This window comes from Dokdonia pacifica (genome assembly GCF_900188275.1).
Lineage (GTDB): Bacteria > Bacteroidota > Bacteroidia > Flavobacteriales > Flavobacteriaceae > Dokdonia > Dokdonia pacifica.
Genome location: NZ_FZNY01000002.1, coordinates 1 through 14,120, shown reverse-complemented (window position 1 = coordinate 14,120; position 14,120 = coordinate 1). Strand labels below are relative to the sequence as shown.

The 14,120-nt window shown below is 33.6% G+C and carries 16 protein-coding genes; 7 read left to right on the top strand and 9 right to left on the bottom strand.

The genetic code is table 11. The annotated features are described in order from the left end of the window. Positions 1–81: 81 nt before the first annotated feature. A complete protein-coding gene (locus tag CHB80_RS07335) occupies positions 82–1,074 on the bottom strand; it encodes a hypothetical protein (protein WP_089370807.1) in 993 nt (330 codons plus the stop codon). A 211-nt stretch (positions 1,075–1,285) separates the two neighbouring features. Here CHB80_RS07335 and CHB80_RS07330 point away from each other — a divergent pair, with 211 nt between their 5' ends. Then, entirely contained in the window at positions 1,286–2,503 is a 1,218-nt protein-coding gene (locus CHB80_RS07330) for a multidrug effflux MFS transporter (protein ID WP_089370806.1), read from the top strand. Here the strand turns inward: CHB80_RS07330 and CHB80_RS07325 are convergent. The 3 genes from CHB80_RS07325 to CHB80_RS07315 are packed head-to-tail and all read right to left on the bottom strand — an operon-like array spanning position 2,498 to position 4,464. Continuing rightward, positions 2,498–2,725 carry a hypothetical protein gene (locus CHB80_RS07325; protein ID WP_089370805.1) on the bottom strand — a complete coding sequence of 76 codons (228 nt, stop codon included), beginning with the start codon at positions 2,723–2,725 and terminating at the stop codon, positions 2,498–2,500. The genes CHB80_RS07330 and CHB80_RS07325 overlap by 6 nt on opposite strands. A 2-nt stretch (positions 2,726–2,727) precedes the next feature. Next, complete coding sequence (locus CHB80_RS07320) at positions 2,728–4,053, bottom strand: hypothetical protein (protein WP_089370804.1); 1,326 nt, start codon at positions 4,051–4,053, stop codon at positions 2,728–2,730. Between the two features lie 9 nt (positions 4,054–4,062). Continuing rightward, on the bottom strand, positions 4,063–4,464 hold the full coding sequence (locus tag CHB80_RS07315) for a Dabb family protein (protein ID WP_089370803.1): 402 nt from the start codon (positions 4,462–4,464) through the stop codon (positions 4,063–4,065). A gap of 67 nt (positions 4,465–4,531) precedes the next feature. Here CHB80_RS07315 and CHB80_RS07310 point away from each other — a divergent pair, with 67 nt between their 5' ends. Continuing rightward, a complete protein-coding gene (locus CHB80_RS07310) occupies positions 4,532–5,044 on the top strand; it encodes a YceI family protein (protein ID WP_089370802.1) in 513 nt (170 codons plus the stop codon). A gap of 2 nt (positions 5,045–5,046) precedes the next feature. Here CHB80_RS07310 and CHB80_RS07305 read toward each other — a convergent pair whose 3' ends face one another. The 4 genes from CHB80_RS07305 to CHB80_RS07290 all read right to left on the bottom strand — a co-directional run bounded on the left by CHB80_RS07305 (position 5,047) and on the right by CHB80_RS07290 (position 9,824). Continuing rightward, positions 5,047–5,772, bottom strand: a complete 726-nt coding sequence (locus CHB80_RS07305; RefSeq protein WP_089370801.1) for a DUF1223 domain-containing protein — start codon at positions 5,770–5,772, stop codon at positions 5,047–5,049. Positions 5,773–5,878: 106 nt separating this feature from the next. Then, positions 5,879–6,247 (bottom strand): hypothetical protein, encoded by a 369-nt coding sequence (locus CHB80_RS07300; protein ID WP_089370800.1) that lies wholly within the window; start codon positions 6,245–6,247, stop codon positions 5,879–5,881. Positions 6,248–6,431: 184 nt separating this feature from the next. Beyond that, entirely contained in the window at positions 6,432–8,501 is a 2,070-nt protein-coding gene (locus CHB80_RS07295) for a M16 family metallopeptidase (RefSeq protein ID WP_089370799.1), read from the bottom strand. Beyond that, positions 8,502–9,824 carry a M16 family metallopeptidase gene (locus CHB80_RS07290; protein ID WP_089370798.1) on the bottom strand — a complete coding sequence of 441 codons (1,323 nt, stop codon included), beginning with the start codon at positions 9,822–9,824 and terminating at the stop codon, positions 8,502–8,504. It abuts the gene before it with no gap. 201 nt (positions 9,825–10,025) lie between these two features. Here CHB80_RS07290 and CHB80_RS07285 point away from each other — a divergent pair, with 201 nt between their 5' ends. The 5 genes from CHB80_RS07285 to CHB80_RS07265 all read left to right on the top strand — a co-directional run bounded on the left by CHB80_RS07285 (position 10,026) and on the right by CHB80_RS07265 (position 13,865). Beyond that, the gene (locus tag CHB80_RS07285) at positions 10,026–10,670 is read left to right on the top strand and encodes a DUF4159 domain-containing protein (protein ID WP_089370797.1); all 645 of its coding nucleotides are present in this window, start codon (positions 10,026–10,028) and stop codon (positions 10,668–10,670) included. A gap of 2 nt (positions 10,671–10,672) precedes the next feature. Further along, positions 10,673–11,026, top strand: coding sequence for a hypothetical protein (locus CHB80_RS07280; RefSeq protein WP_089370796.1), 354 nt, complete (start codon positions 10,673–10,675; stop codon positions 11,024–11,026). After that, positions 11,019–11,522, top strand: a complete 504-nt coding sequence (locus CHB80_RS07275; RefSeq protein WP_089370795.1) for a TrmH family RNA methyltransferase — start codon at positions 11,019–11,021, stop codon at positions 11,520–11,522. Before CHB80_RS07280 ends, CHB80_RS07275 begins: the two co-directional genes overlap by 8 nt. A gap of 64 nt (positions 11,523–11,586) precedes the next feature. Next, positions 11,587–12,675, top strand: a complete 1,089-nt coding sequence (locus tag CHB80_RS07270) for an AI-2E family transporter (protein WP_089370794.1) — start codon at positions 11,587–11,589, stop codon at positions 12,673–12,675. Next, a complete protein-coding gene (locus CHB80_RS07265; protein ID WP_089370793.1) occupies positions 12,675–13,865 on the top strand; it encodes a THUMP-like domain-containing protein in 1,191 nt (396 codons plus the stop codon). The genes CHB80_RS07270 and CHB80_RS07265 overlap by 1 nt, the downstream gene beginning before the upstream one ends. 69 nt (positions 13,866–13,934) lie before the next feature. Here the strand turns inward: CHB80_RS07265 and CHB80_RS07260 are convergent. Then, the coding region (locus CHB80_RS07260) for a T9SS type B sorting domain-containing protein (RefSeq protein WP_143337069.1) at positions 13,935–14,120 on the bottom strand (186 nt) is incomplete at its 5' end.

Below are 14,120 nucleotides of genomic sequence, written 5' to 3'. Positions count from 1 at the left end.
AATGAAATGGTAAAGCGTATACAACAAAAAAGCCATCAGAATACATCTGATAGCTTTTCAATTTCTTATAAGGGTATGTGTTTATTGTTTTGTAAATAACACACTAACGCCTACCGTTCCAAAATCACAATCTCCGTCCCATCCTAGATATCCTTCTACAAATCGTAATTCAAAAGTTGTATCATCATTACTATCTACCACTGCATTTTCTGTATCTGGGCCTAACAATATAGGCGGACCTCCAAAAGAAAAACCACCTCCTTCCTCTGGTCTACACCAACTAAAAAAGCTAGAAAGTTGATTTTTTCTAAATATAATTTCATCACAATTAACAACAAATCGAAATGTTCGCGCGGGTTCATTAAGGCGAGAGACAATATAATTGGCTTCAAATATTCTCGTATTTGGTGATTCTCCTACGCGTATTTCTACTGTGTTTGGTAAGCCAAAAGTGGGGCCAATAGGTCCATCTACAGTAGATTGGTATTGATAAGTTCCAACAAATCTATCGGCAGCGATAGGCGTTACTATATTAAGGGTATAACAAAACGGAGAACTAAAAATAGTATCAAAAGCAATCACAGAAGAAGACGCACCATCATTAATAGAGAATGATCTTCCATCTGTTAAATTCAATACCAATCGCACTAAAAATTGATCTTTACATTGTATGTTTTCATTCAAAATTTGTGTAGCTCCAATTAACTCTGCATATGTCAACTCCAATGTAGTGGTCGGTAGGTTATTTGCCCCCGTAGTAAAAACAGTTTCTTCAACTCTTTTTACAAACACTTCGGAAGAGGATTGATCACCATTATCTGGATTATGATCCTTAAAGCGTGCATACACTTCTACATTGTCTAGTAGAGCGCCTTGTTGCTCATCTTGTATTTCTATATCAACACTAAAAGTACTGTTGGTGTCATTCAGTATTAAATCAGAATTATTAAACTGAAGGGTTCTTATAAAGCCACCACTACTTATGGCATCATCTATAAGTAGATTGGTCGTAGTATCATCACTACAAGAAATGACGCTTCCTAGAAGCATCATCACAAGATATATTTTTTTCATTTTGGTTGTTTGTATTAAGGTATCACCATATTTTTTAATGAAAGTGTACACCGATCATAGTTAACTAAACAGCTCTAAAAAGCACTTACTATTGTGTGAAAATTAGGGTTCCATTTTGCACTCGTTTTATCAGTAGATAAAGATGTATAATATTCTACTTTATTAGCAAAATTGATACTCTTTTCAATTTCTAAACAGCTACATTTGCAGCGTGCAAAACCAGAAAAGATCTCAATTTGAATTTGTCACTTTAATGGCATCATTAATGTCTATTGCTGCATTAGCTCTAGATGCTTTATTGCCTGCTCTAGATACGATTGGTGTTGTAATAGGGATTAAAGAAAGTGTGGATAATCAATTACTGGTAATTGCCATTTTTTTAGGTTTAGGCGTGGGACCACTTTTCTTTGGTCCATACTCAGATAGTATAGGACGGAAGCCTATCGTTTATATGGGATTCACATTATTTATTATTGCCAGTTTTATCTGTGTGTATGCGCAAAGTCTTGAAGTAATGTTGATAGGGCGTGTATTACAAGGTATTGGTCTGGCAGCTCCAAGAACGATCAGTATTGCTATTATACGTGACATGTATAGTGGTGATTACATGGCTCGAATTATGTCTTTTATTACAGTGGTATTTATACTTGTACCCGTCATTGCTCCTGCTTTAGGGAAGCTTATTATGACACAATATGATTGGCAAGGTATTTTTTACGTACAAGTGATTTTTAGTATCATCGTAGGGATTTGGTTTTGGCGTAGGCAACCCGAGACACTCACAAACGCTAATAAAATTCCTTTTTCTGGAAAATCATTTATTGAAGGTTTTAAGGAAGTTATTTTACAAAAATCTACCATGGCATACACCATTATTTCGGGCTTTATTGTGGGCTCGTTTTTGGTATATTTAAGTGCATCACAACAGATATTTGAATTGCAATATGGGTTAAAAGAAGAGTTTCCCTATATCTTTGCGGCAACTGCTTTTTCTATAGGAACAGCTATATACCTTAATGGTACATTGGTACTTCGATTGGGTATGAAACGATTAGTGAATACCGCATTGTTTGCATTCTTTTTTATTTCGCTTTTATATGTTGTATTATTTTCTTCAGGTATCAATCCTCCAGTAGGCGTTTTAATAGGTTTCTTTTGTGCGCAATTTGTTGCTATAGGGTTTTTATTTGGAAATATACGTGCGCTGGCTATGGAGCCACTTGGGCATATTGCAGGAATGGCAGCCGCTATTACGGGATTTATCTCTACAATGATGGCAGTGCCTATTAGTATTTACATAGGAAGCTTTGTAAAAACATCTTCCCTCCCACTGTTTATAGGTTTTACGATTGCTGGAATTATTTCTCTAGGGATTATTGGGTGGTTACATTGGATGCAAAATAAGCAGATCGTAACTTCAGAATCATAGTTTACGAATACGCTCTTTAAGAATTCCTGCATTAATTAAGAATACCACACCACTTATAGCAAGGGCTAATCCTATAATACCCCCTCCTATCCATTGATACCAAATCATCTCTTGATGTTTCCAATGTCCTGCTTCTGAAATTAATGAAAGACCACTTCCCAAAAACAAAGCTCCTATAGTTCCATATAGCCACCATTGTCTTTTAAGTCTTTTCTTTTCCATAGTTATTGTTTCCAAAATGGAAATTTAAACCATTGCTGATCTCGTTCAGCATTATTATTAAATTTTTGATGTACAATAAGCTCTAAATCATGCTTTTCATGCGAAATATTTGAAATATTGATATACGTAATGTATCCTTCTTCTTTTGTAATAGGATGCCTATATCTGGCCCAATCAAGATTAGGGATGGTTGTGGTATCAATCTTCACTTTAAGCAAATCTCGCATAGACTTCTGCCAATTAATGGTATTTACTAGCTTAAAAGAATCTCTTGCTTTTGCAGTAGGTAATGAAGGGTATTTTTGTTTTACATCATAATGTGCATACCGATCTTCTAAATAATAATCAAAATCATTCCAGGACACGACAAATAATTGAAGATAATCATCTGAAATAATATCACTTTGAATAGCCCCCCAAAATATTTTATTACCATCAGATAAATTATTCATATAGCTATTATAGAGTGTTCTAGGAGTACTTGCAACATCGTACATTTCTCTATCATCAAAAAAAGAAAAATCAAAAGCAGCATCACTATTATAAAAACTACCTATCGAACTGGCTGCTGCTAAAATAGCTATAGAGAGATAGACAATAATAAAACTGCTGAGTAACCATTTGTTAGTATTGGTACGTAATACTAAGAATTCCCTTTGTATAAAATAGGATAATGTAATCATTGAGAAAAAGCGTACAATACCTCTTTTTAATTTTGTAATAAATTGAAATCGATCTTTCTTCTTACGTAATAAGAATTTATCTAGTACTCCAACTTGAATAAAAATAAGTACAAATACGAGTATATAGATAAATGTAGGGGTATCTGCTATGGTATAACCTGTAGAAAACAATCCTAATGTCCAAATGATTGCAGAAACCGTTATAAATAAGCTTATAGACAAGAACCCCAATAAAACAGCAAAGGAGAAACTAAGGTTACACCATTTTTCTAATATCAATAAGCGCTCTGAGGCTGTAGGTTTTGTTTTTAATGTTTCTTTATAATAATCAGTACCAATGAGACGATCATAATTGATATCATTCGGAAACCAAAATGAAATGCCTAAATACCCTAACCATACAGCTCTTAGAAAGAGATTTGCAGCAAATCCTATCAATAAAATTTTAGTAATGGTAAATGAGCCAAAGAGCAAAATAATCTTATTCGTTGTAAGATCAGTTATTGCGTAATTATCTACAAAAAAGGCTTGTAATATTTTATCACTGGTAAAAAGACCATATAAAATACCGCCGGCAATAAGCATTTCAATTTGCCAACTTTGGTAACGATACTGTGTAATATGCTCTGGAGTATGCTTATCCATAATACTACCTTATTCTAGTATATCTTCACTATCATATACCAATACTTTAGACCATAAATGAGAAGATTCTGCTATAAACTGTTTATGGGCTGGTTCGTCTTGATATTGATCTTGGGCAGCTTTATCTTTAAATGTAAGTAGTAAACTATAGGTATAACTATTATCAATAACATCTCTATTAGTTGCCGCGGGAACACCAATATGTTTGGTGGTTATATAAGGAGATTGATTTATAAATGAAGTCAAAGAAGCTTCAAAAGCTTTTCTGTCATCTGGGTTATCTGGACGATGAAGCCAGAAATAAACGGTATGAGCAAAATCACCTTGAATAGGCATAGAAGTTGTAGTAGTTTGGTTAGAACAACTAGAGATTATGTAAGTAATAAAAAGGAGTGTAATGATTTTTTTCATTTTTGATTTTTATGATTTCATACCTCTAATGTAGTACATTTATCATTTCAATAATAGCATAATCACTATGAAATTATCTCTTTTACCATTTATTTTTCTACTTTCTTTTGGATGCTATGCACAGCAAATCACCATAAATGAGGAACTTACAAAAATCTATTTTACGTTTATAGATCAAGATGTAGAAGGAGAACTCAGTGGTTTTAAATTTACAGGGGCAATTGATTTAAATACAATTGCAACAGCCATTTTTTCTGGATCTGTGACTACAGAAAGCCTAGATACTCATAATTGGTTACGAAGTAGACATTTGCGAAGTAAGAAATATTTTGCTGCAAAAGAGCATCCGCGTTTGTATTTTAAAAGCAAGACAATTACAAAGACGACAGCTGGTTTTCGCGTAAGCGGAGAACTCACCATTAAAGGAATTACTCAAAATTGTATTTGGAATTTTACAATACAAGAAAATAACTTATCTGGAACCACTTCTATTAATACTCATGATTACAATATTAAAGTGTATGATGAAAAAGCACGTAATGAAGTATCCATTAAAATGATACTGCCATACACCAAGTAACGTTATAGCGATGCTGTTACAGCATCAATAATCCCAACATTTGATTTTGTAGCATAAGCAACTACAGAGAGTTGATCTGTAGATTGTATCCAATCAGGGAGTTGTAATAATATCTGTCCATTAGACGCATAGCGTTGTAATGTTTGTTCGGCAACAACAATATGTGTGTTTTTTAAAGTTTTATTTCTATTCTCACCACGCTTTACCTGTGTTACTTTTTCATTGATAGTGACAGCAAACGTCAGTTCATTAGCGTCAGTTGTTGTATTGGTTTTATAATCTATGGCAACCGTATTTCCATTTTGAGTTGTTTTAGTAATAGTCAAAGCTATAGGCTGGGCTATCTTGTTATCACTATTCAGAACGTTGTATATAGTCGCTTTATCAGAACCCGTATAATGTGAACGCCCATTAATCACTGCTTGAGGTGTATAAACACTACGTGATCTAAATTTTTCTGCATAGGTATATTGCTTTTGTGTAAACCCCTTGGTTGCAAAAGGGTCTTTCCAGCCTATATAATCCCAATAATCTACGTGATACGAAAGTGTAATTACTTGATCTCCATATTTCTGTTTGATCTCTTCTAATAATGCATCTGCAGGTGGACAACTACTACATCCTTGTGATGTAAATAACTCTATCACTGTAGGTGTATTTTGAGCGTATAGGGTAACTTGAAGTAAAAGGGTAAAGAGTAATAACAGTTTATAGGAAGTACGCATCATAGTTCTTTTTATTTTCTTAAGTCTTTAGAAACTAAAATGCCTTACGGGATGCATTAAAAAAACCTGACAAACGTCAGGTTTTGATATATTTTATGTTTTGTAGTAATTAAAACTTTGTACTAGAGCTATTCTCCTCTACTACTAACGTTTTAGATGGTACTGCAACACTAGGAATTTTCATGAGTTCTTTCTGAATAACAACACGTTGTTCTTCTGTAAAAAATGTATCCATATTTACATCTTTCATTTGCATTGCTTTTGCTTCTTTTTGAAAACCTCTAGTTTTTGACTTTACCTTGAAAGCAACATAATCTTTCAAAAATGCCGTTTGTGTTTCAGAAAAATCAACTTTAGAAGTAATTGTTTGAAGTTTTGTGTCAATAACTTTTTTAACTTGTTCTGGAGAAGCTGCACTTTGTGCTTGAACAGATACATATGCCAGACATGCTATGGCAAATAAAATAACTTTTTTCATAATGTAGGTACTTATAATTTGGGTGTTGTAAATATAGTAAAATATTATAAATACTCTTGTTAAGGGTATTTTTCTAAATACGCTTTCGCGAAAGCGTATACACAACATTAGCACATCATAAGGTGAATAAAACAAAAAAGGATCGCTAAAAGCGACCCCTTTTCATTAACATATACATACGTATTTAATCAAAATCTTGATCAGAAATCCCTTCATTAACTTTGATTTCTGTTACTTTAAAATCAAGTGATTGTGGTCCAAAAGACTGTGATAGTGTAAATGGAAACATAATTCCATTTAGATCTTTATAATCACTATAAGAAAGGGTTTGTTGTACGGTCTGCCCTCCAGCTTCGGTAGTCGTAGTTTCTTGTAATTTAAGACCTGACTTCATGCTGTAAGCAATGGTTTTTTCTTTAGATACTCTAATGATATACGCATCTTCACCTTGTACTTTTTCTATTTTTTCAAGTGTAGCTCCTCCATTGATCCAATTTACTTCTGGAAATGGTGACGATGAAGCTTGTGCTTTTTTCAGTTCATCATCAGAAAGATCTTTACGCTGTCCGCGTGCTACTACATATCCCTTATTACCATCAATAACTTGTTTAGACATAGAATTACCAGCCATCATAATATCTTGAACAAATTGATTTTTGGTGGTTCTTTTAAGCTCTAGATTTAATGTCTGCCCTTGTATAGAAGCTTCTGCTTTTATAAATACAGAGTTTACATTAGATAAGGTAGCTTTTCCTCCTATGGCTTCAATGTAACGTTCCATCACTTTAGCAACATTCATATCTGCAGGAATAGCTTTATTAAAATCTGGTCTTGCAGTTTTTGCTCCAGTCTTATCGTAATAATTTACAGTGAGTTTTTTTCCATTAATCACGATATTTTCAAGGTTTTCTGCAACTTCACTTCCTTTACCTGTTACAACAATTTGTGCATTATCGCCTTGGAAATATTTTTGCGCCGCATTCTTTACATCTTCTTTAGAAACCTTATTAAGGTTTGCTAAGTAGTTTTTATAGTAATCTTTAGAAAGCCCTCTTGTTTCAATATTGTATGCATAATTAGCAATGGTTTGAGGGCGCTCTAATGCCAATACAAAATCGCCTACATATTTTGCTTTTGCGTTCGCAAGTTCTTCATCAGAAACAAACTGATTTCCAATCTTTTCTATTTCTTTCATAAACTCTACAACAGCACTATCAGTAACAGCGTTACGCACACTTGCAGAAGCTCTAAAACGACTCACAGTCTTTTCATTACTTCCTATACTAGAGTATGCTCCATACGTGTATCCTTTATCTTCACGAAGATTATTAAATAAACGAGCTTCTCCTCCTCCTCCAAGGATTTTATTTGCAATAAGTGTTGGGAAATAATCTGGATCACTCATTTTAAGTGATACCGTATTTTGAACTGCAATTTCTGATTGTACTGCGTTGTCCATAGATATAAAGTCAATCTCGGCTTCAGAAGGGTTTTGGGGTGTTCCAAATGGGGTTTGAGGAATACTCCCTTCTTCCCAGCTTTTAAAATTCTTTTTTACTGCCTTCTGAACATCTTTAAAGTTAACATCACCGATGATAATTAAATACGCATTATTAGGGCGGAAATAGTCATTATGGAATTTCTTTACATCAGCTAAGGTTACATTATTAATAGTCGCTTCTGTTGTATATTCTCCATAAGGATGATCTGCACCATAGGCAAGTACACTTTGTACACGTCCTGCAATGGCAGAAACACTACTTTCATTACTCTTGATTCCTTCAATGATACGTTCACGTTCTTTATCAAATTCTTCTTGTGTGAAATTTGGATTTAATCCCGCATCGGCCATTAACTCTATAATGCGATTGAAATACTTTGAAAGTCCATTTCCAAAAGCACTTTGCGATCCAAAATTAATAGAAGACCCTAAAAAATCTACTTCTTCATTAAAATCATCTTTTGATATATTCTGTGATCCCTTTCCTAAAAGAGCTGCCACTAGATCTGATGTTCCAGCTTTGTCACCTTCTACAATTAAAGGATTATCCATCGTAAGCTGGATAGAAACTCTTGGAAGTTTATGATTTTCTACAACTAATACTTTTAATCCATTCTTTAATGAGAATGTATTTGGGTCTTGTAAATTGATGGTAGGTGCTGGTCCTGGTTTAGGTTGCTTACTACGATCTATTTGTGCAAATGATGCCGTTACCAGTAGTAAAAAGGCACCTAGTATGATTATCTTTTTCATTTAGTTTTCTTTTGCTGTTTCTGGTAAATACTCTAAAATAATACGACGTTCTTTCTGAAGATATTTTTGAGCTGCTGCCTTAATTTCTTCTCTTGTGATAGAACGGTAGATATCTATTTGATTATTGATTAAACTCGTATCATCAAATAACATATAATACGTAGCGAGAGAACCAGCGATACCTTCTACACTACTATTAGAGTTTACAAAACGATTTTCAAATTTGTTTTGTAGTTTTTGATAATCACGCTCAGAGATAAGCTCTGTCTGCATTTTTTCAATCTCTTGATCCATTTCTGCAATAAGATCATCTAGGCTTGTTTCTCCTAACGGAAGCCCACCAATAAGGTAAGAACCATAATCTTCTTGAGAATTATTAAATGCAAATACTTGTAATGCTTTCTTCTTGTCGTCTACAAGCTTCTTATACAATCTAGAGCTTGGTCCATCGCTTAAAACAGAAGATACCATATCAAGTACATAGGCATCACGTTCTGTTTGTGCTGGTGTTCTATATCCTAAAAAGATGGCTGGAATTTGAATATTTGAGTCATAGACTTTTTTTCTAATGTTTCCAGAAATAGGATCTTCTACAAACGTATTACGAGCAATCTCTTTTCCTCTTGGAATAGGGCCAAAATACTCTTGAATCATTTTTTTTGTAGCTTCTGTTTCAAAGTCTCCAGCAACTACTAATACTGCATTATTAGGAACATAATACGTATTACTAAAGTTCTTAAAGTCTTGAAGTGATGCACTTGCTAAATGTTCTAACGATCCAATGGTAGACCAACGGTATGGATGCTTTGTAAATAATAATTTTCCGATTTCTTCTTGAAATCTTCCATAAGGAGCATTATCAACACGTAATCTGCGTTCTTCCTGAACAACTTCTTTTTGTGTGTCAACTCCTATCTGGTTAATAATTGGATGTAATAAACGCTCAGACTCTAACCAAAGTCCTAATTCTAAATTGTTTGATGGAAAAACTTCATAGTAATACGTTCTATCTTGCGATGTATTTGCATTATTACGTCCTCCATTTGAGGTAACAATCTTAAACCATTCGCCACGCTCAATGTTTTCAGTTCCTTCAAAAAGAAGGTGTTCAAAAAAGTGAGCAAATCCAGTTTTTGAAGGGTCTTCATCTTTAGCACCTACATGGTACATTACAGAGGTGGTTACTACAGGAGCACTATTATCCTGATGTAAAATCACATGCATTCCATTGTCTAAATCATACTCCTCATACGTCACTTTTTGGGCTTGCATAGATGCTCCCATAAGCAATAGAGAAGTAACTGCAAATACAGTTTTTTTCATAGTTTTTTTGTTATAATTATAATTAGTGTGATAGGTAGCTTTTTTTACAAAATGTTACATATCTCTGTAAAAATAATTCGTCCATGATCGAGGGGAACTATTTTTAATAGAATTATAAAAATTTTAACACATCATTACTATATAAAAATACTAGCTTACATCTTGGTATTATATGTATTTTAGTACTGAAAATTATTTTCTATGAGAAACGTCTTTTTATGTATGGTTTTGTGTGTAGCATTTGCAACTACAAAAGCACAAAATCTAGCTGTTTTAAAATATAAAGGTGGTGGCGATTGGTATTCAAACCCCACTTCCCTACCCAATCTGATTGCATTCTGTAATGAAAACATCAATACAGCTATGAATGATAATCCCGATACGGTAGATCCTGGCAGTATTGATATATTTCAGTACCCACTTATTCATATGACGGGTCACGGTAATGTATTTTTTACCGATGAGGAGGCTGAAAATCTTCGTAACTATCTTCAAAGTGGTGGTTTTTTACATATAGATGATAATTATGGGATGTCAGAATACTTACCCAAGGAACTCAAAAAGATATTTCCCAATCAGGAATTGGTAGAAATTCCTGCTTCTCATCCGCTTTTTAGTATTGCCTTTAAGTTTCCTCAAGGGCTCCCGAAAATTCATGAGCACGATGGTAAACGCCCGCAGGCATTAGGATTATATTCAGACAACAGACTAGTGGTATTATTTACTACCGAAAGTGATTTAGGTGATGGTTGGGAAGATACCGAAGTTCATAATGATCCTGAATCCGTGAGACAAAAAGCACTTCAAATGGGTGCAAATATTATTAAATACGCCTTTGAACACTAAGTATGAGATTATATTTCTATTGTAGTTCATGCCAAGAAGAAAATAGTTTTAAAACAAAAGCTAAAGATCGTTTTGATCTCCAAAAAGAACGTGGCAACTTTATCAATGAACGTTGTAGAAATTGTGGTACTGTTGTAAAAAGACGTATTAATAGAGTGCATGCCAAACCTAATAAGTGGTTACTTATCATTGGAGGTCTTGGAGGTACTTTTATTGCACTAATGCTTATATTCTTTTTACCCTTATTTATAACTGTTTTTATAATTCCTGCAGTTTTTGGAATTCCATTTATTGCATGGAGAGCAGAAGATAAAAAAGCGAGCGCCTTTAATAAAGTGATGGTATCTGATGGATAATAATCAACTTACACATGATCAACATATCAACAAGCCCGTAACTACCGAAATTATTCTTGCTTGTGACCATATAAAGGCACCATCAAATATAGGCGCTATTTTTAGACTCGCAGATGCTTTCCAAGTGTCAGAAATTATATTTTTTGGTTCAGAGATAGATCTTACAAGCCATAGACTCAAAAAAACAGCACGAAATACACAACGTTTTATACGCTTTCGCGAAAGCGAAAATCTAAAGAATACCATCCAAGAACTGCACGACAAATCATATACGAGTATTGCCCTTGAAATAACGTCTAAAAGTATCCCAATACAAGAGTTTGATACCACTATCGCTAATAAACTAGTGCTGATTATTGGGCATGAAAATTATGGCATTTCCGATACTATTTTAGAAATAGCACATCATACACTTCATATTCCTATGTATGGCGATAATAGTAGTATGAATGTCGCACAAGCCACTGCAATTGCTTTATATGCCTTACGATCATAGTAACAAATCATTCTAGGACACGTCAAACCAGTATCACATCAATCAAATTGCTATATTTATAGAAATGAAATCAAACACAATTACATACGGAATATTACGAGCTATTGGTATTTTAGCTGGTGTATTTATACTACTTTACTTCTTATATGCAATACGTAGTGTATTGACATACATAATCATAGCTGCTATTATCTCACTTATTGGTAGACCTATTATTCGTTTTCTAAGACGACGTCTGAAATTTAAAAACGGACTTGCTGTTGGGGTTACTATGCTCATTATTTTTGGAGTTTTATTTGGCATCATGGCTATGTTTATTCCACTGATAGCAGAGCAAGGACAAAATTTATCTTTATTAAACCTTGATAGTTTAAAAGACGACTTATCATCTTTATTTAATCAAGTAAACACTTATTTTTCAGATAGAGATATTGATTTATTTAAGACATTAGAGAGTATCGATTTAGGCTCTACATTTAGTTTTGGTGCTATTCCTAATCTCTTAAATAGTGTTTTAGGAGCTTTAGGTTCCTTAAGTATTGGATTATTCTCTGTCATTTTTATCACCTTCTTTTTCTTAAAAGATAGTGCCCTACTCCATCAGGGGATTATGACATTTGTAAAAGATCAGAATGAATACAGAGCTACACAGTCTTTCAATAAGATCAAAGATTTATTATCAAGATATTTCTTAGGGCTTTTACTTCAAATTTTAGTGTTATTTATACTCTACACGATTATCTTATTAGTATTCCATATTGAAAATGCGATTGTCATTGCTTTTTTATGTGCATTGCTTAATCTCATTCCATATGTAGGACCACTTATAGGTGGTGTAATCATGATGGTGCTATCTATGTCTAGTAATTTGGGGGCAGATTTTCAAGCCGTTATACTTCCTACGACTATTAAAGTAATGGTATGTTATCTTGTCGCGCAACTTATTGATAATTTTATTAGTCAGCCTTTTATATTTAGCAATAGTGTAAAGTCACATCCATTAGAGATTTTTTTAATTATCATCATTGCCGGGCTCTTATTTGGAGTAGTAGGAATGATTGTGGCTATTCCTGTATATACAGCATTAAAAGTAATTGCAAAGGAGTTTATTCCTGACATAAAAATTGTACAAAAGCTTACGAAAGACTTATAATGAATGTAGCCTTATTACGACCTGATGTTCAAGAATATTTGGCAGCGCATGCGCATACTCCTATTGCCCATTTTATTTTAAAAGGAAGCCCTTTTCAAGATATTACACCACAGGAATTAGCACAGCAATTAGATGGAAAACGCCGTGTAAAAAACAAACTGCCGCTTTGGTACACAACAGATGGTATTCTTTTTCCTCCTAAAATTAATTTAGAGCAAACATCATCAGAAGCTACTGCTCAATACAAAGCACAGCTATTAAAAAGCAATACAATTGTCGATATTACGGGTGGTCTAGGCGTAGATAGTTATTATTTTTCACAAGTTGCTTCTCAAGTAACCCATATTGAAATGGATGAAGCTTTGTCCGCTTTCGCGAAAGCAAACTTAGAAGCTTTAGAGGTTTCTAACGTAACACATATCACCGGAGATTCTATCGATTTTTTACTCAATAATGATGTGCGTTATGATACTATGTATATTGATCCAGGAAGACGTACCGATGCTAAAGGCAAAGTATTTATGCTTAAAGATTGCTTGCCTAATGTACCTGAACATATAGATCTTCTATTATCAAAATGTACTACTTTATGGATAAAGACAGCTCCATTATTAGATATTACTGCAGGTTTAAGAGAACTCAAAAATGTATCTGAAATACATATTGTTGCTGTAAAAAACGAAGTAAAAGAATTGTTATGGCGCATTGAACAAGAGGCAACTAACAATTGTACCATTCATACTGCAAATAGCATTGGAGAGACCATCATTTCTACTTCTTTTACCTATGAAGAGCTATGTAATGCTGAAGCAACTTTTGATTTCCCAAAAACCTATTTATATGAGCCTAATAGTTCATTACTAAAGTCTGGAGGATTCAACTGGATTAGTAAACATTATGAGCTAGATAAATTACATCCACATACTCAATTATATACTAGTAACACTTTGATTTCTTTCCCTGGAAGATCTTTTACTATAGAAAAGGTACTTCCTTATAACAAACAACTTAAAAAGGCATTAAATACAGACAAAGCACATATTACTACACGTAATTTTAAAGAATCTGTAATCAATCTTAGAAAGAAATTTAAAATTAAAGATGGAGGTGAAATGTATTTATTCTTCACCACCTTGCTAGATGAAAAAAAAGTAGTTTTAGTCTGCCATAAGGTATCTAATAATTCATAAAAAAACTCCTAGTATATAACTAGGAGTTTTTTTATGAATTATTAGATATGTTTTGTTATAGGTTTCCTTTTACCTTTTCAGTGTAAAGTGTCCTACAAACTCTCTTTGTGTTCCAAGTCCGTCTGGTTCTGTATAGTTCACTCTAAACCAGTAATCATCCGAAATCATTGGTTGACCATTAAAAGTACCATCCCATCCTTCACTGGTTGGACTGATCTGTTTTAATAACTTCCCAAATCTATCAAAGATGTAAAT